Genomic DNA, 21,032 nt, shown 5'->3' with positions numbered 1-21,032 from the left:
TGATGACCGTTCCCCCGAACAGCGCACAAGCTCTGAGGCCGAACAATTTTCGAAGCTCGTCGCCGCCGCCATTCTGACCTGGCGAAACTCTGTGTGAATTGCTCGATTTCAATTCGCTCCGACACGCCGATGTCGTGTCGGACCTCGTGTGCGGACCACTTCCGAACGACAGATCGGTGGTGAGGCGGCCCCCTCATCCGCCTCACCACCGCGCGCCGAGAGTACGACGGCCGGCAGGTCGTTGCGAACTCAAGCACCGCCGTCACCAGCGTGCTCTGCCCCACTCGCGATCTGCCGCGGCCACCCGGCTGGGTTAATGTCAACAGCATGAACCGCACGCCAGCCACGCCTGCCGAGGCTTTCGCGACACTCATGGAAGGCAACCAGCGCTTCGTCGAGAGCACCCGGCTGCACCCCAACCAGGACGCCGACCACCGCGCCTCCCTGGCCCCGGGCCAGACGCCGTTCGCGGTGCTGTTCGGCTGCTCCGACTCCCGCCTCGCAGCCGAGATCATCTTCGACCGCGGCCTGGGCGACCTGTTCGTCGTGCGCACCGCCGGTCAGGTGACCGGTTCGGAGGTGCTGGGCAGCATCGAGTACGGCGTGGGGGTGCTGCGCACTCCCCTGGTCGTCGTGCTCGGCCACGACTCCTGCGGCGCGGTCGTCGCGGCTCGGCAGGCGGTCGTGGAGGGCACGAACCCGCCCGGGTACCTGCGCGACATCGTCGAGCGGGTGACGCCGAGCGTGCTGGCCGCCAGGGCCGCCGGCGAGGAGGACGTCGACGACATCGTCGACGTCCACATCCAGCGCACCAGCGAACTGCTGATCGAGCGCTCCTCGCTGCTGGCCGACGAGATCGCCGCTGGCCGCTGCGCGGTGGCGGGCCTGTCCTACCGGTTGGCCGACGGCACCGTTCGCCTGGTGGCCAGCCACGGCCCGCTGGAGCGCACCGCGGCCTAGCGACACCGGCCACTGTGGATGATGGCCGTTCTCGGGAAGCCGGTCCTCTCGTCACGCGTTAGCCTGCGATGGCACGTGCTTGGCGAAAGGAACCGGCCGCGTGAGCTTCCAGCCCCGTCGAGTGCTCCTGATCAGCGCCACGATCGGTGAGGGCCACAACGCGACCGCTCGTGCCGTCGAGGAGGCGGCCCGCGAGGTCTGGCCCGGCTGCGAGGTGGTGTGGCTCGACGCGCTCCGCATCATGGGCCGCTGGGTTCCCGGGGCGTTCAACTGGATCTACGTCACCAACGTCGAATCCACGCCGTGGCTCTACGACTTCTTCTACGACTCGTTGTGGCGCTACCGGTGGTTCGCCAACGCCTCGCGGCGCTTCGTCGGCGCCTGGTGCGGTCCGCTGCTGCGTCGCGAGATCCGCCGGGTCGACCCGGATCTGATCGTGTCCACCTACCCGCTGGGAACCGCGGGACTGGACTGGATGCGGCGGCGCGGCGAGCTCGACCTCCCCGTCTCGGCGGTGGTGTCGGACTTCGCGCCGCACCCGTTCTGGGTGTACCCCGAAGCCGATCTGCACTACGTGATGAGCGAGGCGAGCCTGCGCGCGATGCACCGCGCCGAGCCCGAGGCGGTCGGCGCGGTGTCGGTGCCGCCGGTGCGGCGCGACTTCCAGCCCCGAGATCGCACCGAGGCGCGGGCCGAGTTCGGATTCCCGGAAGCCGGGTTCACGGCGCTGACCTCGTGCGGTGCGTTCAGCTTCGGCGCGGTGGAGCGCGCCATCGACGCGGCGCTGCGGGTCGACGGGCTCGCCCGGGTGCTCGTGGTGTGCGGGCGCAACGAGGCGCTGCGGGAGCGCCTGCTCGCCCGAGGCGATCCGCGGCTGGTGCCGCTGGGTTGGGTCGAGGACATGCCCGGCCTAATGGCCTGCTCGGACGTGGTGATCACCAACGCCGGTGGCGCCACAGCGCTGGAGGCGCTCGCGTGCGGCCGCGCGGTGCTGATGTTCGAGCCGATCGCCGGGCACGGCCGGGCCAACGCCGAGCTGATGGCCGATGCGGGCCTGGCCGAGCTGTGCCCGAGGGAGTCGCAGCTGACCGCGACTCTGCGCCGCTGGGTCGCCGACCCGCAGGAGGTCGGCGAGCGCGAGGAGCGGGCGCTCAAGCACAGCCGGTCGGCGGAGTTCGCCGATCAGGTGGCGGCGTTGGCCGACGTGCCCCGCCACCACGGCCCGCGTCGGTTGCGCGCTCAGGACGCGTTCTTCGTCTACGCCACCACACCTGAGGTGTCGCAGCAGACGGGTGCCATCCTGCGCCTGGAACCGTCGCCGGAGCCAGCACAGGTGTGGTGCGAACACCTCGCGCGCCGCATCCAGGACTGCGCGCCGTCGCTGCCGATGCTCACCCGCAGGCTGGTGGTCCGGCCCGGCCGTCGTCCGCAGTGGAGACATGCCGGTCCGATCGACCCCGCCCTGCACCTCGGCTTTCGCGAGATCGGCTCCGAGCAGGACGCCGAGGGGCTCACGAGCGAGTTCTTCTCGACGCCGGTGCGCACCGACCGACCGCCGTGGGAGCTGCGCCTGCTGCACGACGCGGCGACCGGGCGGGCGACCCTGCTGGCGAAGATGCACCACTCACTCGGTGATGGTCTGGCGGTCACCAACGCGCTGATCCGGTTGCTCTGCGACGGCCACCACCCCGCTTCGGCCCCGAGCACCGGCGGCCGGTCGTGGGCGCGGCGGATCCCGGTGGTGCTGCGCGGACTCCTCGGCCTGGCCACCTCCGCCGGCACGACCAACCCCTCCTGGACCGGGCGGAGTTCGCACGCCCGCAGCTTCGGGCACTTGACGCTGCCGGCCGTGCAGGTCCGCGCCCGCGCGCGCGATCACGGGGTGACCAGCAGCGCCCTGCTCATCGGGCTGGTTGCCGAGGCGCTGCACCGGGCGATGGGCGAACAGCGGCGCGAGGCCCGGTTCCGGGTGATGGTTCCGCGCACGGCCCGCACCGGGCGCGACGGCGCGGGCACCGCCGCGCCGGGCAACCACACGCACTCGCTGTCGGTCGATCTCCCGGTCGGGCCGATGCCGCTGGTGTGGCGGATCCGCGCGGTCTCCGACGCGCTCGCAGAACCCGACCACAGCGGACAGCCCGAGGCCGCGGGCGCGGTGCTGGCCGGGCTCGGGCTGCTGCCCGCCCCGGTGCACGCGTGGATCGTGCGTCGCATCTACGGGCGCCAGTTCTTCAACGCGGTGGTCTCGGTGATGCCGGGCCGGCGGCGGCCCGCCCACATCAACGGCACCCGGCTCAGCCAGGTGCTGCCGGTGCTGTCGCTGGCCGACGGCGTGGGCGTGGCGATCGGGGCGATCGGGTGGGGCGAGGAGTTCGGCTTCGGCATCACCACCGATCCTGGGCTCGCACCCGACGCCGGGCGGTTGACCGCGCACCTGCGGGAGGCGTTCGACGAGTTGCGGGAGAGGCGTTGACCTCCGGGACGGTCCTGGTCGTCGCGGTGCCGGCCGCGGTGATCGGTGCCGCGAGCTTCGGGATGGCCAGCGCGATCCAGCACCGGGTCACCAAGCAGGTCCCGGAAGTGGCCACGTTCAGCCCGCGGATGCTGTGGGACCTGGTGCGCAAGCCGATCTGGGTGTTGAGCATCGGCACCGTGATCGTCGGGTTGTCGCTGCAGGTGGTGGCGCTGGCGTTCGGTCCGCTGGTGCTGGTGCAACCGCTGCTGGTGACCTCGGTGCTGTTCGGCGCGGCGTTCGCGGCGTGGCTCGCGGGCAGGCGGATGGATCTGGTTCTCGCGCTCGGCGCGCTGTCGTGCGCGGGCGGGCTGGCGGCGTTCCTGCTCCTCGCGCGACCATCCGGCCACGGCAGCGAGTTCACCGGAGCGCCCGTCCTGCCGCTGGCGCTGGCGATGGGACTGCTGGTGATCGCGTCGCTGCTGGCTGCCCGGTGGCTTCCCGGTGAGTTCGGCGTGGTCGGTCTGGCCGTGGCCACCGGGGTGTTCTACGGCGTCACGGCCGGGCTGATGCGGGTGGTGGCCGGTCAGTTCCGCACCGGTGGGCTCGTGGAACCCTTCGGGCACTGGACGTTGTACGTGGTGTGCGTGATCGGGCCGATGGGTTTCCTGCTCAGCCAGCAGACCTTCCAGCGCGGCCGGTTGATGTCGCCGTCGCTGGCGGTGATCACCACGGTCGACCCGCTGGTGGCGGCGGCGATCGGGGTGAGCTGGCTGGGTGAGCGCATCGAGTCCTCCCCCGCCATCCTGGCCGGCGAGGCGGTCGCGGGCGCGCTCATGATCGGCGGCATCGCCGTGCTGGCGCGGCGCAGCGAGCAGATCGGCCGCGAGCTGGCCGCCCGGGAGGACAGCGAGTCGTGGGGATGAACTCAGCGCTGGTCACCGGCGCGTCCTCGGGGATCGGCGCGGCCACCGCGCTCCGGCTCGCAGCCGACGGCTGGCAGGTCGTGCTGACCGGACGCGACCGGACGCGCCTGGATGCGCTGGTCGAGCGCACCGGAGGCGAGACCGTCACCGCGGACCTGACCACCGATGACGGGCTGCGGCAGGTGGCGGACGCGGCGAGCGGGGTCGACCTGCTGGTGCACAGCGCCGGGATCGGCTGGGCGGGAGCCTTCGCCGACATGCCGCCGGAGCGCATCGACGAGCTCGTCGAGCTGAACCTGACCGCGCCGATGCGGCTGACGCGCGCGGTCCTGCCCCCGCGGGTGGCGTTCGTGGCCTCGGTGGCCGTGGTGGGCGTCCGCGACGAGGACGTCTACTCGGCCACCAAGGCGGGGCTGCGGGCCTTCGCCGCGAGCCTGCGCTACCGGGGCATCACCACGACGACGGTGTTCCCCGGCGCGGTGCGCACCTCGTTCTTCCACGGCCGCGACTACCGGCGCCGGTTCCCGCGCATGGTCGAGCCGCAGCGGGTCGCCGACGCCCTGGTGGACGCGGTGGTGCGCGGCCGGGCGGAGGTCTTCGTCCCCGGCTGGCTGACCGCGGCCGACCGGATTCACGGCGCTCTGCCCGGCGTCTTCCACCACCTCGCCCGCAGGTTCGGCTGACCGCCGCTCGGTCCGAACCGGCCACGAACGATGTCATGACCGGTCAACTCGGACCAGAAACGCAGCTCTCAGCCGCGCACGGCTCGGACGGATTCCCGGAGCGAGCCGAGGGTGGCCAGGACCGAGGTGGGTTCGTAGCCGCAGTGGGCCATGCAGTTCGCGCAGCGCGGGTCGTTGCCGCGCCCGTACGCGGCCCAGTCGGTGTCCTCCAGCAGCTCCCGGTAGCTGCTCGCGTAGCCGTCGCTCATCAGGTAGCAGGGGCGTTGCCAGCCGTAGAGCGAGTAGGACGGGATGGCCCACGCGGTGCAGCCGAAGTCGATCTTGCCTTCGAGGAAGTCCAGGAACAGCGGCGAGTGGTTGAAGCGCCACTTCTTCCGCCGCCCGTCGGCGAAGACCTTCTTGAACAGCTCGCGGGTCTCCGTCACGCCGAGGAAGTGCTCCTGGTCGGGCGCCTTGTCGTAGGCGTAGGCCGGCGAGAGCATCATCTGGTCGACCTTGAGGTCGTTGTTGAGGTAGTCGAGCACCTCGATCACCGACTGCGGCGTGTCGGTGGTGAAGAACGTCGAGTTCGTGGTCACCCGGAATCCGCGCCGCTGGGCGTCCTTCACGTTGTCCACGGCTTGGGCGAACACGCCCTTCTTGCACACCGAGGCGTCGTGGCGCTCCTCCATCCCGTCGATGTGCACGGCGAAGGAGAAGTACGGCGAGGGCTCGAACTCGTCGATCTTGCGCGGCATCAGCAGCGCGTTGGTGCACAGGTAGACGAACTTCTTGCGCTTGACCAGTTCCTTGACCAGCACGTCGATCTCGGGGTGCATCAGCGGTTCACCCCCGGCGATGGACACCACCGGGGCACCGCACTCCTCGACCGCGGCCAGCGCCTGCTCGACCGGCATCCGCTGCTTGAGCACGCTCGCCGGGTGCTGGATCTTCCCGCACCCCGCGCAGGCCAGGTTGCAGGCGAACAGCGGCTCCAGCTCCAAGGTGAGCGCGAACTTCTCGCGCCGGGCCAGCTTCTGCTTCATCAGGTACGCACCGACGCGAACGGCTTGGCGCACGGGAATGCCCATGGTTACAACGCCTCCTCACAGGTCGTGCGAAGTTCCGGTGGGATGTGGCGGCCCCACCGCCGCAGGCAGGAGCCCACGGCGTGCAGCCGCGCCAGCCCGGACATCGCCCGGTGGGCGGTCCCGGGCCGCAGCAGGGGTTGCTGCGCTGTGTCGACCACGACGCGCACGACCGCCAGCGGCCTGTGCCCCGCGGCCTGGGCCAGCACCGCCGATTCCATGTCCACCGCGAGCGCACCCGTGGCGGCGAGCTCGGCGCGGCGCTGACCGTGGACCAGCGCGTCGGCGGTCACGACGGGCCCGCAGCGCACCGGGAACCCGCTGCGCGTGAGCTCGGCGGCCAGCGAGTGGGCGGTGTCGCAGCGCAGCACTTCGCGGTGGCCGCGCAGTTCGTCGGCGACGATCACGTCCCCGCTGCGCACCTCCGGCGACAGCCCGCCCGCCAAACCGGCGATCACCAGCACGTCGAAGTCGGCGGCCAGCAGCCGGACCGCGCTGCTCGCGCTGCGGCGCGGCCCGTACCCGGTGCGGCGCACCGTCACCGAATCGGCTCCGAGCCCGGTGGTGCGCAGTGCTTCCTGGCCGGTCACGGCCCCGCCGAGGGCGGAGCGCAGCGCGCTGGCCTCCAGTCGCATCGGCGCGCAGATCAGCATCCTCATCGACATGTCACTCCCCGTCCCGCAGGTAGCGCCCGAGCGCGGTCAGCGGGAAGATCACCCGGTACAGGTGGTAGTTGATGTAGAAGTCCCCGGGGAACCCGGTCCCGGTGAACTGGGGTTCGTCCCAACCGCCGTCGGCGCGCTGGCTTCGGGCCAGGTAGCCGATCCCGCGGCGCACCGCGTCGGTGTCGTGCCTGCCCACGGCCAGCAGCGCCATCAACGCCCAGCCCGTCTGGGATGCCGTTGAGGTGCCCCGTCCGATCCACTGAGGATCGTCGTAGGAGCGCAGGTCCTCGCCCCAGCCACCGTCGTCGTTCTGGTGTTCCTCCAGCCAGCGCACGGCGTCCCGCAACGCGCGGTGCTGGCAGTCCACTCCGGCCGCGACCAGGGCGGGCACGACGGCACCGGTGCCGTAGACGTGGTTGGCGCCCCACCGCCCGAACCACGACCCGTCGCGCTCCTGGTTGGACAGCAGCCACTTCACCCCGCCGCGCAGCACCTCGTCCTGCTCGCCGAGGACGGCCAGCGCCTCCACCACGTGCGCGGTGACATCGGCCGACGGCGGGTCGATGACCTCGCCGAAGTCGCAGAACGGCAGCTTGCGCACCAGCTGCCGGGTGTTGTCGGCGTCGAACGCGGCCCAGCCGCCGTCCTTCGACCGCATCCCGCGCAACCAGCGGACACCGCGCGCGATGGCACCGCGCACGGCGTCGGAGTCGGGGTGCTCGACGCGGTTGAGCGCGAGCAGCACCTCGGCGGTGTCGTCGATGTCGGGGTAGCCGTCGTTGTCGAACTCGAACGCCCAGCCGCCCCCGGCGGGCAGCTCGGGGCGCTTGACCGACCAGTCGCCCTTGACCCGGATCTCCTCGGCCAGCAGGTAGTCCACCGCTCGCCGCAGCGACGGGTGGTCGGCGGGAACCCCGGCGTCGCGCAACGCCTGCACGCCCAGAACCGTGTCCCACACCGGCGACTGGCACGCCTCCAGCCTGCGCACGGTGCCCTCGGGCGTCTGCTCGCGGACCAGGAACCGCTCCAGGCCGCCGAGCCCCTTGGCGATCACCGGGTGGTCCATCGGGTAGCCGAGCAGGTGCAGCGCGAGGATCGAGTACACCCACGGCGGCTGGATCCCGCCCCACGAGCCGTCGGCCTCCTGACGCGCCACGATCCACTCGGCCGCGCGCCGCATCGCGTGCGTGCGCAGCGTCTTCACCGGTCGGCGGTGGTAGCGGTGCAGAAGGCGGTCGAGGGCGTGGAAGCCGTAGCCCCAGGACCACTCGCGCTTCGGCGGCACCGCAGGCCTTCCGGTGCGCAGCTCCCGCAGGTCGATGCCCAGGTCGCGGCGCGGACGCAGGGTGCACACCACGGTCAGCGGCACCACCGTCTGACGCGCCCAGCACGCCCAGTCGGAGACGTTGAGCGGGCACCACTCGGGCAGCAGCACCACCTCCGGCGGCATGGCGGGCAGGTCGTCCCAGGACCACTCGCCGAACAGCGCCAGCCAGATCCGGGTGAACACCCGGGTTCCCTCCACGCCACCGCTGGCCAGGATCCAGTCCCGGGCGGCCCGCATGTGCGGGGCTTCGACGTCGTCACCGGCGAGCTTGAGGGCCGCGTACGCCTCGACCGTGGTGGACAGGTCGCCGGGTCCGCCGTGGAAGGTCGCCCAGGTGCCGTCCTCGCGCTGCTGGGAGCGGATCCAGCGGGCGGTCTCCGCGGTTTCCGCGGAGGTGCGGATGCCGAGGAACTGCCGCAGCAGCAGGTCCTCGACGTCCATCGTCACGTTGGTCTCCAGCTCGCCCTTCCACCAGCCCTCCGGGCTCTGCAGCGACAGCAGGTGGTCGCGGGCGGCCAGCGCCGCCGTCCGGGCGTCGGCTCGCGCCGCTCCCTGACTGGGGATCTCGGCGGCGCTGGTGGCCGATCGCGTGGGCTGTTGCAGCTGTTCGGTCAAAGCTTCCTCCGTACGATGAATTCGGCGAGCTCTCCCAGTGCGGCGGTGTCGCCCAGCGATCCGACTTCCAGCTGCGCCTCCGCGAGTTCGAGCCGGCGGCGGCACTCCCCCCGCGTCCAGTCCTCGGATCCGGCGCGACGCACCATCTCGGCGGCTTCGCACAGCTGCGCCTCGGTGAGCTGTTCGGGCTGCTCGTAGAGCTCCCACAACCGCTCCCCCGCTGCCGTCCCGGAGGTCAGGGCGTGCACCACCGGGACCGATTTCTTGCGGGTGCGCAGGTCCGACAGCACGGGCTTCCCGGTGACCTCCGGGTCTCCCCACAGGCCCAGCAGGTCGTCGACCAGCTGGAACGCCATCCCCAGCTCGGTGCCGTAGGCGTGCAGCGCGCGGACGCTCTCGCGCGGGGCTCCAGCGCTCAGCGGCCCGATGGAGCAGGCGCAGGCCAGCAGCGCAGCGGTCTTGTCGTGCGCCATGCCCAGGCATTCGGTGAGGTCGACGTCCTGGCGGCGTTCGAAGCCGAGATCTGCGGTCTGCCCGGCGATGAGCACCCGGGTGGTCGTCAGCAACGAGCGCACCGCGACCGCCGCGTTGGGGACGTCGGATTCCAGCAGGACCTCCGGTGCCACGGCCAGCAGCGCGTCACCGGCCAGGATCGCCGCGGAGGACCCGAAGACCGTCCACGCGGTGGGCCGGTGCCTGCGGGAGGTGTCGCCGTCCATGACGTCGTCGTGCAGCAGCGAGAAGTTGTGCACCAGCTCCACCGCCGCCGCCGCCGGAACACCGTGTTCTGCTGTGCCGCAGGCTGTTTCGGTCGCGGCCAGGACCATCGCGGGGCGCAGCGCTTTGCCGCCCGCGTCGGTGGGCGCGCCGTCGACGCCGATCCAGCCGAAGTGGTACTCGCCGACCCGCCGGGTGTCGGCGTCCAGCCGCGCCACCGCCGAGCGCAGCGTCGGTTCCACCAGCTCCCGCGCTGTGCGCAGGGCCGGAGGCAGGAGTGTCGTCATGCAGTCACCTCCACGCTCGTCCGCGATCGCAGTTCGGCGTCGACCGCCTCGGCGGCGCGGATGCCGCTGCGCACCGCGCCTTCGGTGGTGTCCGGCCAGCCGGTGGCCGTCCACGCACCCGCGAGCACCAGGCCGGGCACCTCGGTGATCGCCGAGGGACGCAGCGCCGCGCTGCCGGGGGCCTGCCGGAAGGTGGCGTGGGGTTCGCGGGTGACGAAGAAGTCCAGCAGCTTCGCCTTCCCGACCGCGGGGAACAGCTCGCGCAGCGCCGGGAGGAAGATCTCGCGCAGTTCCTCGGTCCGCATCCCGATCTCCCGCTGCGCGGCCGACTGCGACAGCGCCAGGTATTGGCCTCGGCGGGCACCGGAGATGCGGGTGCGGTCGAAGACCCACTGCACGGGCGAGTCGAGCACGGCCGCCATCGCGTGGTCGGTGACCGCGCGGTCGAAGTGGACGTGCACGTTGACGATCGGCGAGGACGACAACCGGGACCACTCGGCGGATCCGCGCACCGGAAGCTCGTCGACGAGCGCTGCCGCCGCCGGGTGCGGGGTGGCCACCACGACGGAGTCTGCGTCGAGCACGCTCGCGCCCGCCTGCTCCTCGACCGGGACTTGGAAGCCCTTCGGACCGCGGCGGATCGCGCGCGCCCTGCACCGCAGCCGCACGTCGACGCCCGCCGCGAGCAGGGTCCGTCGCCCGGCCTCGCCGTGCAGCTCGGAGAGCGGTTGCTGCGGGACTCCGATGTCGCAGGCGTCGGCGGTTTCGAGCAGTCCGGTGCGGAACACCTTGGCGGCCAGCGCCATCGAGGCGTCGTCGGGTTCGGCGTTGAGCGCGGCCACCGCCAGCAAGCCCCACAGCGCGTCGACCGCGCGCGGCGTCTCGCCCTGATCGCGCAACCACTGGCCGAGGCTCTGCTCGTCGATCGCAGGGTCCGCCGGGTCGATGCCGCGCAGCGCGAGCGCGGTGCGCGCCGCCCGGGCCCGCTGCGCCCAGTTCAGCCGCCGGTAGCTCAGCAGCGCCGGGGCCAGGTGCGCGGGCGCGCGCAGGTTCCAGCGGGTCAGCGAGGCCGGTGCCGCACCCGGGCTGAGCACCGGGACGCGGAACCGCTGCTGCATCCGGATCCCGTCGGCCGCGCCGATCCTGCGCAGCAGGTCGAGGTAGGCGGTGTAGCAGCGCAGCAGCACGTGCTGGCCGGTGTCGACGAGCAGGTCTCCGCGCGCGAACGAGTAGGTCGCCCCGCCGAGCCGGGGCCTCGCCTCCAGCAGCCGCACGGAGTACCCGTGCTCCCGGCAGTCCAGGGCAGCGGCCATGCCGGCGAGCCCGCCGCCGATGACCACCACGGTCCCGCGGTTCACGGCGTCATCCCGGCCAGCGAGCGGGCCGCGACTCCGGCTTTGCGCCAGCCCGACAGCGAGGTCCGCTGGTGCATCGCGGCGTTGGGGTTGGTGGCGATGCGCACCAGCAGCTGGTGGTAGATGCCGGCCATCGAGGCGCAGCAGGCGCGCGAGCGCCGGTCCAGCATCGGCAGCAGCCGGAAACCCTCGGTGTACCAGCGGTCGGCGCGCGCGGCCTGGAACCGCATCAGCCTGTTCCACCGCGTCGTGTCCTCGACGAACCCGCCGCCGGGTTCCAGCCGCACGCCGAAGTGCGCGAGGTCGGAAGCGGGCAGGTACACCCGCCCGTTGATCTGGTCCTCGCGGACGTCGCGCAGGATGTTGGTCAGCTGCAGCGCCACGCCGAGCGCATCGGCCCGCGCGGTGGCGACGCTCGGATCGTCGGTGCCGAACACGCCCAGCGACAACCGGCCGATCGAACCGGCAACGCAGCGGCAGTAGTGCAGCAGCTCGTCGAAGTTCGTGTAGCTGGTGCCGCGCACGTCGGCCTCGCAGCCGTCGATGAGCTCGTCGAACGCCTCCAGCGGCAACGGCATGCGGATCGCGGCATCGGCCAGCGCCACCAGCACCGGATCGGTCGAATCGGTCGACGCCTGGTGCACCGCCTCGCGGCAGGTCTTGAGCTCGCGCAGCTTCTCCTCGCGCGGAAGATCGCCGTCGCCCACGTCGTCCACGCGGCGGGCGAAGGCGTACACCGCCGAGAGCGCGCCGCGCTTCGGACCTGGCAGCAGCCGGATGCCGTAGGAGAAGTTGCGGGCCTGCTCGCGGGTGATCCGCTCGCACTCCTGGTAGGCGTCCCGGAACCGGGTCGGTGAGCTCACCGGATCCCTCCCATCGCGTGCAACCGCGCCCATTCGGTGAAGGTGCGCGCCTTGCTCGGGCTGACCTGTGCGGCCAGCGGGTCGTGTCCGGCCGCGCGGAACGCGGCAACGGTGGCCAGCCCGCCCGCGACGTAGCCGGCGACGGCCACCCGGGCGGTTCCCGACAGGGCGCCGACCAGGACGCTGCCGTCGCGCAGCATCCGGCGTGCCCGGTCGACCTCGAAGCGCACCAGCCCGCGCAGCGCGGTCGAGGCGCGCGGCGCGGTGAGGTCCTGCTCATCGCAGCCGTAGCGCTCGAGGTCCTCGGTGGGCAGGTAGACGCGGCCGGCCCGGCGGTCTTCGGCGAGGTCCTGCAGGTGCTCCAGGATCTGCAGCGCGCTGCAGATCCGGTCGGACAGCGCGATCAGGCCTTCCTCCGGGCGGCCGAAGACGTGCAGCACCGACTCCCCCACCGGGTTGGCCGACAGCGCGCAGTAGTCCAGCAGCCCGGCGAAGTCGTCGTAGCGCTTGACGTGCTGGTCCCACCGGTTGGCCTCGATCAGCTTGACCAGCGTGGACATCGGGATGCCGCACTCGGTGACCGTGGGCGCCAGCCCCTGCATGATGGGGATGCGCGCGGTGCCCTGGTAGGCGCGTTCGAGGTCGTGTTCGAGGAAGTCCAGCAGCGCGTCGCGGTTGCCGGGCGCCTCGTCGCCGGCGTAGTCGACGAGCCGGAAGTAGCCGTAGAGGGCGTGCAGGTGTCTGCGGACACCGCCGGGCAGGACGCGGGAAGCCACCGGGAAGTTCTCCGAACGCATTCTCGCCAGCACGGCGGCGCTGCGCGGCAGCTCCCCCGGACGCGCCGACCACTGCGGGTGTTCGGGATCCTCTCCGGACAGCGTCTCGTCCGGCAACGACAAGACCATCGGTCCTCCTCCTATCCACCGGCCAGGAGGCGCAACCGGCATCGTATGAGCGCCCATGCGGAACCGCAGGGCGAACGAAGAACCACATGAATCACGATGATTCGTGCCGGTGTTCGACCACGCACCTTCTCCCCGGTTCCATATTGGACACCGGATGCGCGCGTCCCGCGCAGACCCGCCAGCAGGTGGCCGGATCGAGTGGCCAACCCTGACCACTTTGGACTAGTCGACTACCGACTGCGACTGCGCGCGGGCGCGAGCAACGACCCCAGGTCACCGGGTCGGCGCAGCGGGGCCGAAGCGGATCCGCGGAGAGGAGGGCGAAGCACGACGCGCCCGGCGGAGATCACCGCCGGGCGCGCGTCACGAGGAGGTCAGCCGTCGAGCTGATCGATGGTGGCGATCGACGGCGATTCGGTGCGCTGCAGCTCCGTGGCGGCGCGCTCGGCGTCGCGCAGCACGCGGACGGCGTTGTGCCAGGTCAGCTTGCCCAGGTCGGCGTGCGACCAGCCGCGGCGGAGCAGCTCGGCGATGAGGTTCGGGTAGCCGGAGACGTCGTCGAGGTCCTGCGGCAGGAAGATCGTGCCGTCGTAGTCGCCACCGAGGCCGATGTGGTCGATGCCGGCGACCTCGCGCATGTGGTCGAGGTGGTCGGCGACGGTCGCCGAGGTGGCCACCGGCTGCGGGTTGGCCTCCTCGAACTTGCGGAGCACCTCCTTGGCCTCCGGGGTGCCCGACAGGTCGCTGAGCCCGTGGGCGACCAGCTCGCGCTGCGCGGCGGCGGTCCACTCCACCGACTCCTGCAGGACGAACTTGGTCACGAACGTCGCCATCGCCACGCCCCCGTTGCCGGGCAGCTGGGCGAGCACGTCGTCGGGGATGTTGCGGGGGTGCGAGCAGACCGCGCGCGAGGAGGAGTGCGAGAACACCACCGGGGCGCGGCTGGCGCGCAGCGCGTCGCGCATGGTGTCGGCGGCGACGTGCGAGAGGTCGACGAGCATGCCCATCCGGTTCATCTCGCGCACGACCTCGACGCCGAAGGCGGTGAGCCCGTCGTGAGCGGGCTCGTCGGTGGCGGCGTCGGCCCAGGGGGTGTTGTCGTTGTGCGTCAGCGTCAGGTACCGCACGCCCAGGTCGTAGAAGGCGCGCAGGGTGGCCAGCGAGCAGTTGATCGAGTGCCCGCCTTCGGCGCCCATCAGCGAGGCGATCTTGTCGTCGGCGCGGGCGGCCTCGATCTCGTCGGCGGTGCGGACCAGGCGCAGCCGGTCCGGGTAGCGGGCGGCGAGGGCCTTGACGCAGTCGATCTGCTCCAGCGTGGCGCTCACCGCGGCGTCGCCCTGCAGCTCGGTGGGCACGTAGACCGACCAGAACTGCCCGCCGACTCCGCCGGCGTCCAGGCGTGCGAGGTCGGTGTGCAGCCGCCCGGTCTGATCGGTGGCGATGTCGCGCTGGTCGAGGTCGTAGCGGACCTGCTCCCGCAGCGCCCAGGGCAGGTCGTTGTGACCGTCGAGCACCGGCGTGGCCTCGAGCAGCTCTCGGGCCTGGGCCACCACGTCCGCGTCGCTCATCGCGCCTCCCAATTCACCCGGTCGGTTGTTCCTGGTGAGCATATCCGCTCGAGATCACCCGACCAGGGTCGTGTGGCACGCGTAGATCGAATCGACGAATCGGACGTTCGGCCGCACCATCGTGATATGGAGCGCATTCCCAGGCAGCAGGACACCAGCAACCTCCCCACGGTGCTGGCCGAGTACGGGCACCTCGCCGCGCAACTGCCCGGTGCCTCGACGCAGCAGGCCGAGCGGTTGCGCGCCCGGCTGGCCGAGCTGGACGAGCAGATCGACGACTACGTCGCCCGCCTGACCGAATACCACTCCATTGTGGATAGTTGACGGACTCAGCCGTCGCGGCGCCGAGCACCTGAGACCTCGCGCAACGCTCCGTCCTGCCCTGCCTCCAACGCTCCCGTGATCAGTCCGACGACCTGGCTCATGTCGTGCGTGCGCGGCGAGACGACGCCCACGCGCCTGCCGAGCCGGTGCACGTGGATCCGATCGGCGATGTCGAACACGTGCGGCATGTTGTGGCTGATCAGCACGACCGGCAGTCCTCGCGCGCGGATCCGGTCGATGAGTTCGAGGACCTTGCCCGCCTCCGCCACGCCCAGCGCGGCGGTGGGCTCGTCCATGATGACGGCCTTGCTGCCGAACGCCGCCGCGCGGGCGACCGCGACGCCCTGGCGCTGACCGCCGGAGAGCGTCTCCACCGGCTGGGTGATCGACTTGACCCCGATCCCCAGCTCGTCGAGCACCCGCTGCGCCTCGGCCCGCATCGCCGCACGGTCGACCTTGCGCAGCACGCTTCCCAGCACGCCCGCGTGCCGGCGCTCGCGGCCGAGGAACATGTTGGCGGCGATGTCCTGGGCCGGGGCCAGCGCGAGGTCCTGGTAGACGGTCTCGATGCCGCACCGCCGCGCGTCCAGTGGTCCGCGGAACCGCACCGGCTCACCGTCCACGCGGATCTCGCCCGCGTCCGGGATGAGCGCGCCGGAGAGCGCCTTGATCAGGCTGGTCTTGCCCGCTCCGTTGTCGCCGACCACCGCCAGCACCTCGCCGGGGAAGACCTCGAAGTCGGCGTCGTCGATGGCGGTGACCCGCCCGTAGTGCTTGCTCAGGCCCGTGGCCGACAGCGTGGGCGTGCTCATCGTTGCCTCCTGGCCAGCCGGTCGAACACCACCGCCGCGATCACCAGCGCACCCGTGGCCACGTCCTGGTAGAGCGCGTCGACGCCGAGCTGGGTGAGCCCGGAGCGCAGCACCGCGACGATCAACGCGCCCATCAGGGTTCCCAGCACCGATCCGCGCCCGCCGAACAGGCTCGTGCCGCCGAGGACCACGGCGGTGATGGAGTCGAGGTTGCCGAGCTGGTAGGCGTTCGGGTCCGCGTTGGGCACCCGGCCGAGCGCCTGCCAGGCGGCGATCCCGAAGATCACCCCGGCGACGACGTAGACCGACAGCAGCGTGCGGTTGACCGCGACGCCCGACAGGCGCGCGGCCTCCGGCGCGTTGCCGACGGCGTAGACGTGCCTGCCCCAGGCGGTCCGGGTCAGCGCGTACCAGACCACCAGGTACAGCAGCAGGGCGAGCGTCATGCCGTAGGTGATCTCGATGCCGCCGAACAGGTAGCGGCGAGTTCCCAGCCAGGTCAGCAGCCCGTCAGCGGTGGGCACGGCTTCGCCGTCGGCGAGCAGCTTCGCGATGGCGGTGAGCATGGTCAGCATGCCGAGGGTGACGATGAACGGCGGCAGCCGCACCCGGGTGACCAGGGCGCCGATGACCAAGCCGATGAGCGCCGTGGTGGCGATCCCGGCGGGCAGCGCGAGGACTCCGGGGACGCCGCCCAGCACCAGCAGCGCCATCACGAGGGTCGCGACCACGGCGGCCGAGGCGTTGGCGAGGTCGATGCCGCCGGTGAGGATGATCAAGGTCTGGCCGAGCGCCAGCGTGCCGATCACCAGGGACTGCTGGACCACCAGCGACAGGTTGTCCGGGTTGAGGAACGTGTCGGTGGTCAGCGAGAACACCGCGACGGCCAGCAGCAGCGCCATCGCGGGACCGACCGCCGGTGCGCGCAGCAGGAATTCCCGCGCGTTGAAGCGTTCCTCGGCGGTAGCCGTCACTTCTCGCCCCAGCAGTGCTGCTCGCCCCACGCCACGGGCTGGCTCGGGATGCCGGGCATCGGCTCGTCGGTGATCACCACCGAGCCCGTGTCGTGGAACCCGCCGGGCTTGGTGCCGGTGCGCGCGTGCTCGACGGCGGCGTCGACGCCCAGCTGCGCCATCTTGGCGGGGAACTGCATGACCGTGGCGCGGATCTGGCCGGACTTGATCGCCGCGACGCCTTCGCAACCGCCGTCGATCGAGGCCATCACGACCTGCTCGCCGAGTCCGCGCGCCTGCAGGGCCGCGTGGACGCCGCGCGCCGTGGGTTCGTTCATCGTGTAGGCGGCGTTGATGTCGCTGCTGCGGGCCAGGAGGTTCTCGGCGCCCTGCTGCGCGAGGTTCTGGTCCCCGTTGGCGTTGGTGGTGCCGCGGATCTGCGGCGCGCCCTCGGCCAGGCCCATGCCGGCGAGGAATCCCGCGTGCCGCAAGGAGCTCACCGAGGATCCCGCCGTGCCGTCGATCATCAGGACAGCCGGCGCCCGGTCGCCGAGGGCGGCCTTGGCGTAGGCGCCTTGGAGGCGTCCGGCCTCGAAGTTGTCGGTGGCGAAGGTGGCGTCGGCGGCCTCGGTCGGCTCGGTCGTGGTGTCCAGGGCGATGACCAGGATGCCCGCTTGCCGGGCCCGCGCCAGCGCGTCGATCACGCCGGTGGAGGAGTTCGGGGTGATCATGATCGTGGACACGCCCTGCTGGATGAAGTTCTCGATGGCCCGGACCTGGCCGTCGTTGTCGCCGTCGAACTGCCCCGCCAGCGCGATGAACTCCGCGTTCTTGGCCGCAGCCGCTGCCTCCGCGGCCGACCTCAGTCCGACGAAGTAGGGGTTGGTGTCGGTCTTGGTGACCAGCCCGATCTTGGCGGTTCCGCCGTCCGGAGCGGCGTTGCCACCCCACTCGCGCTCCGCCGAACATCCCGTGGCGACCAGCGCCAGTCCGGTCAGAACGATGCCCAAAGCCCTTGCGAACATGAGTCCTCCACACTGAGGCCGCTCCAGGGACGCCCCGAGATCATGCCCAACCGAACCGGCGGACAACTCCCCCGTTCGGCTGCCCTCGCCTCGCTCCTGGATGTTCCTCGCCGCGCATTCGATTGACTTCACTCGACACTGAAGTTATCGACGCAGCTGACGCGTGAGTACGCTCGGGGACGTAGCCGGTGTGTCGGCACTGGGAGGACGCCGGAGCGCGGGCCGGTCGGTGAGACTGGTCGGCATGATTGTGTTGCGCCCTCGCATCGGCGACGTGGTCCTGGCGATGCTGGTGACCGCGGTCGGGGTCGTCGGGACCGTCGCCGCCCACCGGTGGGCCGGGCACGGGATGCGCGGCCTGGACGGGCTCGCCATCGCGTTCGTCGTGGTCGCGGGACTGGCCTTGGCGTGGCGACGGCGGATGCCGCTGGTCGTGCTCGGCGTCGTGGCCGTCGCCGTGTCCGGATACCTCGTCGCCGGGTTCCGGTACGGGCCGATCCTGCTGGCGCTGCTGGTCGCGGTGTACTCGATCGCGCGCCACCGACCACCGCGCACGGCGGGCATCGCCGCCGGCGTCGCTCTTCTGCTGCTGTGGGCGCACACCGTCCTCACCGGTCCCGGCTGGGCGGGCATCATCCCGGCTGCGGCTTGGGTGCTGGTGCCCTTCGCCGCGGGCCTGGTGGCGCGCACCCAGTCGGAGGCCGTGGCCCGGCAGCGGTCCGAGGCGCTGCGGCGGCGGGTCGACGACGAGCGGCTGCGCATCGCCCAGGAGGTGCACGACGTGGTCGGCCACGGGCTGGCCGCGATCAAGATGCAGGCCGACGTCGCGCTGCACGTGCTGGCAAAGAAGCCCGACCAGGCCGAGATCGCCCTCAACGCGATCAGCCGCACCAGCAGCGACGCCCTCGACGAGCTCCGCGCGACGCTGGCCGTCGTCCGCGCCGGAACCGGCCAGGGTCCCGAACCCGGCCTGAGCCGCGCGCACGACCTCGTCAACCGCACCCGGGATGCCGGGGTGGACGTCTCGCTGCGCGTGCGCGGCGAGATGCCGGAGCTGCCGAAGTCGGTCGACCTCACCGGATACCGGATACTGCAGGAGTCCCTGACCAACGTGCTGCGCCACAGCCGGGAGCAGCGCGCGGAGATCACCCTCGACTACTCGCCGGAGGAGGTCACCATCGAGGTCACCAACCCCTCCCCCGCGACCACCGGCGGCGACGGCCTCGGCATCCCGGGGATGCGGCGCCGCGTGGAGGCGCTCGGGGGCGAGTTCAGCGCCGGAGCCTCCGGCGGCCGATTCCGGGTGCACGCCCGGCTGCCGATCGGAGCGCAGCAGTGATCACCGTGCTCATCGTCGACGACCAGGACCTGGTGCGCATCGGGCTGCGCACGCTCATCGAGTCCGAGGACGACCTCGACTGCGCGGGCGAAGCCGCCGACGGGCTCGACGCCGTCCGCAAGGTGCGCGAGCACCACCCCGACGTGGTGCTCATGGACATCCGGATGTCCGGTGTGGACGGTCTGGAGGCGACCCGGCGCATCACCGCGGACGCGGATCTGGCCGGTACCAAGGTGATCGTGCTGACCACCTTCGAGATCGACGAGTACGTCTTCAGCGCGCTGCGCGCCGGTGCCAGCGGGTTCCTGCTCAAGGACACCACCCCGGTGGACCTGCTCCGCGCGATCCGCCTGGTCGCGGGTGGCGAGGCGCTGCTCGCGCCGTCGGCGACGCGGAAACTGGTGCGCGAGTTCGTCCAGCTGGCGCCGCGCTCCCGCGATCCGCACCCGCAGCTGCACGCGCTCACCGATCGGGAGCGCGAAGTCCTGGCCCTGGTGGCGGAGGGGCTGAGCAACGAGGAGATCGCCGGACGCCTGGTGGTCAGCCCGGCCACGGCGCGCACGCACGTCAGCCGCGCGATGGTCAAGCTCGGCGCGCGCGACCGCGCCCAGCTGGTGGTGTTCGCCTACCAGTCCGGCGTCGTCGACTGACTCACTTGCTGATCGGCGCGAAGTCCGACCAGGACGTGGCGGCGAGCTTCTTGTTCGCGTCCCACAGCTCGACCATCACCCGCACCGAGCCCTCGGGCCTGAGCTGGAGCTTGCACTCGACGTACTCGCCCTCGCTGCTGGTGTCCCGGCACTCGGCCGTGTGGTGGTAGTCGGTCTCCGAGCGGATCTTGACCCAGTACCCGTCCTTGTAGGTGTCCCTGATCCCGATGTGGTCGCGGTCGGCGTTGAAGCACCCGTTGCCGCGATCCTTGCCCTCGTAGGTGATGGTCTTGCAGGTCTTCGCCGCGTACGGCCGCCGCGAGGTCGTCGGCGTCGCGGTGGTGCTGCGCGGCGCCGACGTCTCCGAGGACGGGGCGCTGGTCGGTGTGGCCGAGGCGCTGGGGACGGGCTGGCTCGCCGAGGCGCTCGTCACCGCGGGTGACGTGGGGATCGGGATGGGAGTCGCCTGGCCGTCGGTGGGCTCGGGTTGCAGCGTCATGACCGCAGCGGCGACACCGGCCACCGCGGCCAGTGCGCCGATGCCGGCGAGCGCGATCGGCCACCGCGACTTGCGCCGCTCGGGCTCGACGCCCGATGCGGCGGCCCCGAGCGGGGAGGTGCTGCGCAGCGCCCGCCGGGCCGCTGCGGCGAGCTCACCCGCGCTGGAGTAGCGGTCGGCGGCGTTCTTGGCCATGCCGGTGGCCACCACCCGGTCGAACTCCGGCGACACACCGGGCATCGCCTCCGAGGGCTTCGGGGGCTCGCGGTTGAGGTGGGCGTAGATCAGCGCTTCGGTGCTGGTCACGCCGTAGGGCTTGGCGCCGGTGAGGCACTGGAAGAGCACGCAGGCCAGCGAGTACACGTCCACGCGGTGGTCCGACGGGGCGTCGCCGAAGCGCTCCGGCGCCATGTAGGCCAGCGTGCCCATGGTGACGCTGCCGGAGGTGCGGCTCGTGGCGTCCTGGATGGAAGCCGCGATGCCGAAGTCCACTAGGTAGGCGAAACCGCCCGCGCCCAGCAGCACGTTGGAGGGCTTGACGTCCCGGTGCACGACGCGCGCGGCGTGCGCGGCGTCGAGCGCCTGCGCGACCTGCTCGATCACGTGCACCACGTCCTGCGGGTGCATCGGACCATGAGCGGTGAGCCGCGCGCCGAGGTCTTCGCCCTCGACCAGGCGCATGTCCAGGTAGAGGCGGCCGTCGATCTCGCCGTAGCCGTGGATCGGGATGACGTGGGGCTCGTTGAGGCGCCCGGCGGCGTGCGCCTCGCGCTTGAAGCGCTCGCGGAACTCCTGGTCGGCCGCCAAGTGCGGGGCGAGCAGCTTGAGCGCGACGATGCGGTCGTGGCGGGTGTCGTATGCGCGCAGGATCTCGCCCATTCCCCCGCGGGCGATGACGCCCTCCACCCGGTACGGGCCGAACTGCGACTGCACGACTGCTGCTCCTAGTCCGAAGTTGCGGCCATCCTATTGGGTTACGCAGAGCGCACAGCACGGCCCACCGCCCCCTCCGCCGAACGGCCGCTGCGCTCGGTGAAGTT

19 protein-coding genes are annotated in these 21,032 nt (G+C 71.8%); 7 read left to right on the top strand and 12 right to left on the bottom strand.

Annotated features, from left to right (window positions below):
• The first annotated feature begins 327 nt into the window (after positions 1-327).
• From E1181_RS10005 to E1181_RS09990, 4 genes are all read left to right on the top strand, one after another.
• On the top strand, positions 328-960 hold the full coding sequence (locus E1181_RS10005) for a carbonic anhydrase (protein WP_132673693.1): 633 nt from the start codon (positions 328-330) through the stop codon (positions 958-960).
• A 100-nt stretch (positions 961-1,060) separates the two neighbouring features.
• Positions 1,061-3,433 (top strand): wax ester/triacylglycerol synthase domain-containing protein, encoded by a 2,373-nt coding sequence (locus E1181_RS10000; protein WP_132673692.1) that lies wholly within the window; start codon positions 1,061-1,063, stop codon positions 3,431-3,433.
• Positions 3,430-4,338, top strand: coding sequence for a DMT family transporter (locus E1181_RS09995; RefSeq protein ID WP_132673691.1), 909 nt, complete (start codon positions 3,430-3,432; stop codon positions 4,336-4,338). The genes E1181_RS10000 and E1181_RS09995 overlap by 4 nt, the downstream gene beginning before the upstream one ends.
• Positions 4,335-5,021: an SDR family NAD(P)-dependent oxidoreductase gene (locus E1181_RS09990; protein WP_132673715.1), complete on the top strand. Its 687-nt coding sequence runs from the start codon at positions 4,335-4,337 to the stop codon at positions 5,019-5,021. The genes E1181_RS09995 and E1181_RS09990 overlap by 4 nt, the downstream gene beginning before the upstream one ends.
• A 68-nt stretch (positions 5,022-5,089) precedes the next feature.
• Here E1181_RS09990 and hpnH read toward each other — a convergent pair whose 3' ends face one another.
• From hpnH to E1181_RS09960, 8 genes are all read right to left on the bottom strand, one after another.
• Positions 5,090-6,091, bottom strand: coding sequence for an adenosyl-hopene transferase HpnH (gene hpnH / locus E1181_RS09985; protein WP_132673690.1), 1,002 nt, complete (start codon positions 6,089-6,091; stop codon positions 5,090-5,092).
• 2 nt (positions 6,092-6,093) lie between these two features.
• Positions 6,094-6,753 (bottom strand): 5'-methylthioadenosine/S-adenosylhomocysteine nucleosidase family protein, encoded by a 660-nt coding sequence (locus E1181_RS09980; protein WP_132673689.1) that lies wholly within the window; start codon positions 6,751-6,753, stop codon positions 6,094-6,096.
• 1 nt (position 6,754) lies between these two features.
• Positions 6,755-8,644, bottom strand: coding sequence for a squalene--hopene cyclase (gene shc, locus E1181_RS09975; protein ID WP_207922090.1), 1,890 nt, complete (start codon positions 8,642-8,644; stop codon positions 6,755-6,757).
• A 47-nt stretch (positions 8,645-8,691) separates the two neighbouring features.
• Complete coding sequence (locus E1181_RS09970; RefSeq protein ID WP_132673687.1) at positions 8,692-9,699, bottom strand: polyprenyl synthetase family protein; 1,008 nt, start codon at positions 9,697-9,699, stop codon at positions 8,692-8,694.
• On the bottom strand, positions 9,696-11,057 hold the full coding sequence (gene hpnE / locus E1181_RS31765; RefSeq protein WP_268952449.1) for a hydroxysqualene dehydroxylase HpnE: 1,362 nt from the start codon (positions 11,055-11,057) through the stop codon (positions 9,696-9,698). Before hpnE ends, E1181_RS09970 begins: the two co-directional genes overlap by 4 nt.
• Complete coding sequence (gene hpnD / locus E1181_RS31760; protein WP_207922086.1) at positions 11,054-11,950, bottom strand: presqualene diphosphate synthase HpnD; 897 nt, start codon at positions 11,948-11,950, stop codon at positions 11,054-11,056. The genes hpnE and hpnD overlap by 4 nt, the downstream gene beginning before the upstream one ends.
• Positions 11,914-12,822 carry a squalene synthase HpnC gene (gene hpnC, locus E1181_RS31755; protein ID WP_207922085.1) on the bottom strand — a complete coding sequence of 303 codons (909 nt, stop codon included), beginning with the start codon at positions 12,820-12,822 and terminating at the stop codon, positions 11,914-11,916. Before hpnC ends, hpnD begins: the two co-directional genes overlap by 37 nt.
• Before the next feature lie 374 nt (positions 12,823-13,196).
• Positions 13,197-14,390, bottom strand: a complete 1,194-nt coding sequence (locus E1181_RS09960; protein WP_132673686.1) for a dipeptidase — start codon at positions 14,388-14,390, stop codon at positions 13,197-13,199.
• A 126-nt stretch (positions 14,391-14,516) separates the two neighbouring features.
• Here E1181_RS09960 and E1181_RS09955 point away from each other — a divergent pair, with 126 nt between their 5' ends.
• Positions 14,517-14,714 carry a hypothetical protein gene (locus E1181_RS09955; protein ID WP_132673685.1) on the top strand — a complete coding sequence of 66 codons (198 nt, stop codon included), beginning with the start codon at positions 14,517-14,519 and terminating at the stop codon, positions 14,712-14,714.
• A 5-nt stretch (positions 14,715-14,719) separates the two neighbouring features.
• Here E1181_RS09955 and E1181_RS09950 read toward each other — a convergent pair whose 3' ends face one another.
• The 3 genes from E1181_RS09950 to E1181_RS09940 all read right to left on the bottom strand — a co-directional run bounded on the left by E1181_RS09950 (position 14,720) and on the right by E1181_RS09940 (position 17,504).
• Positions 14,720-15,526, bottom strand: coding sequence for an ATP-binding cassette domain-containing protein (locus E1181_RS09950; protein WP_132673684.1), 807 nt, complete (start codon positions 15,524-15,526; stop codon positions 14,720-14,722).
• A complete protein-coding gene (locus E1181_RS09945) occupies positions 15,523-16,428 on the bottom strand; it encodes an ABC transporter permease (protein ID WP_132673713.1) in 906 nt (301 codons plus the stop codon). Before E1181_RS09945 ends, E1181_RS09950 begins: the two co-directional genes overlap by 4 nt.
• Before the next feature lie 68 nt (positions 16,429-16,496).
• Positions 16,497-17,504, bottom strand: coding sequence for a substrate-binding domain-containing protein (locus E1181_RS09940; RefSeq protein WP_132673683.1), 1,008 nt, complete (start codon positions 17,502-17,504; stop codon positions 16,497-16,499).
• A 244-nt stretch (positions 17,505-17,748) separates the two neighbouring features.
• Here E1181_RS09940 and E1181_RS09935 point away from each other — a divergent pair, with 244 nt between their 5' ends.
• Positions 17,749-18,843, top strand: coding sequence for a sensor histidine kinase (locus E1181_RS09935; RefSeq protein WP_132673682.1), 1,095 nt, complete (start codon positions 17,749-17,751; stop codon positions 18,841-18,843).
• Positions 18,840-19,493, top strand: a complete 654-nt coding sequence (locus E1181_RS09930; RefSeq protein ID WP_132673681.1) for a response regulator — start codon at positions 18,840-18,842, stop codon at positions 19,491-19,493. Before E1181_RS09935 ends, E1181_RS09930 begins: the two co-directional genes overlap by 4 nt.
• Before the next feature lies 1 nt (position 19,494).
• Here E1181_RS09930 and E1181_RS09925 read toward each other — a convergent pair whose 3' ends face one another.
• On the bottom strand, positions 19,495-20,925 hold the full coding sequence (locus E1181_RS09925) for a serine/threonine-protein kinase (protein WP_132673680.1): 1,431 nt from the start codon (positions 20,923-20,925) through the stop codon (positions 19,495-19,497).
• Positions 20,926-21,032: the final 107 nt, after the last annotated feature.

The sequence above is a fragment of the Saccharopolyspora terrae genome (assembly GCF_004348435.1).
In the GTDB taxonomy this organism is placed as follows: domain Bacteria; phylum Actinomycetota; class Actinomycetes; order Mycobacteriales; family Pseudonocardiaceae; genus Saccharopolyspora; species Saccharopolyspora endophytica.
This window is presented reverse-complemented; position numbering and strand designations above follow the sequence as displayed.

Excerpts from the sequence above, each read along its gene's own strand:
- E1181_RS09935 (WP_132673682.1), top strand. The coding sequence starts at position 17,749 with ATGATTGTGTTGCGCCCTCGCATCGGCGACGTGGTCCTGGCGATGCTG.
- hpnD (WP_207922086.1), bottom strand. The coding sequence starts at position 11,950 with ATGGGCGCGGTTGCACGCGATGGGAGGGATCCGGTGAGCTCACCGACC.
- E1181_RS10005 (WP_132673693.1), top strand. The coding sequence starts at position 328 with ATGAACCGCACGCCAGCCACGCCTGCCGAGGCTTTCGCGACACTCATG.
- E1181_RS09990 (WP_132673715.1), top strand. The coding sequence starts at position 4,335 with ATGAACTCAGCGCTGGTCACCGGCGCGTCCTCGGGGATCGGCGCGGCC.
- E1181_RS09960 (WP_132673686.1), bottom strand. The coding sequence starts at position 14,390 with ATGAGCGACGCGGACGTGGTGGCCCAGGCCCGAGAGCTGCTCGAGGCC.
- hpnH (WP_132673690.1), bottom strand. The coding sequence starts at position 6,091 with ATGGGCATTCCCGTGCGCCAAGCCGTTCGCGTCGGTGCGTACCTGATG.
- hpnC (WP_207922085.1), bottom strand. The coding sequence starts at position 12,822 with ATGGTCTTGTCGTTGCCGGACGAGACGCTGTCCGGAGAGGATCCCGAA.
- E1181_RS09950 (WP_132673684.1), bottom strand. The coding sequence starts at position 15,526 with ATGAGCACGCCCACGCTGTCGGCCACGGGCCTGAGCAAGCACTACGGG.
- E1181_RS09980 (WP_132673689.1), bottom strand. The coding sequence starts at position 6,753 with ATGTCGATGAGGATGCTGATCTGCGCGCCGATGCGACTGGAGGCCAGC.
- E1181_RS09940 (WP_132673683.1), bottom strand. The coding sequence starts at position 17,504 with ATGTTCGCAAGGGCTTTGGGCATCGTTCTGACCGGACTGGCGCTGGTC.
- E1181_RS09955 (WP_132673685.1), top strand. The coding sequence starts at position 14,517 with ATGGAGCGCATTCCCAGGCAGCAGGACACCAGCAACCTCCCCACGGTG.
- E1181_RS09970 (WP_132673687.1), bottom strand. The coding sequence starts at position 9,699 with ATGACGACACTCCTGCCTCCGGCCCTGCGCACAGCGCGGGAGCTGGTG.
- E1181_RS09945 (WP_132673713.1), bottom strand. The coding sequence starts at position 16,428 with ATGGCGCTGCTGCTGGCCGTCGCGGTGTTCTCGCTGACCACCGACACG.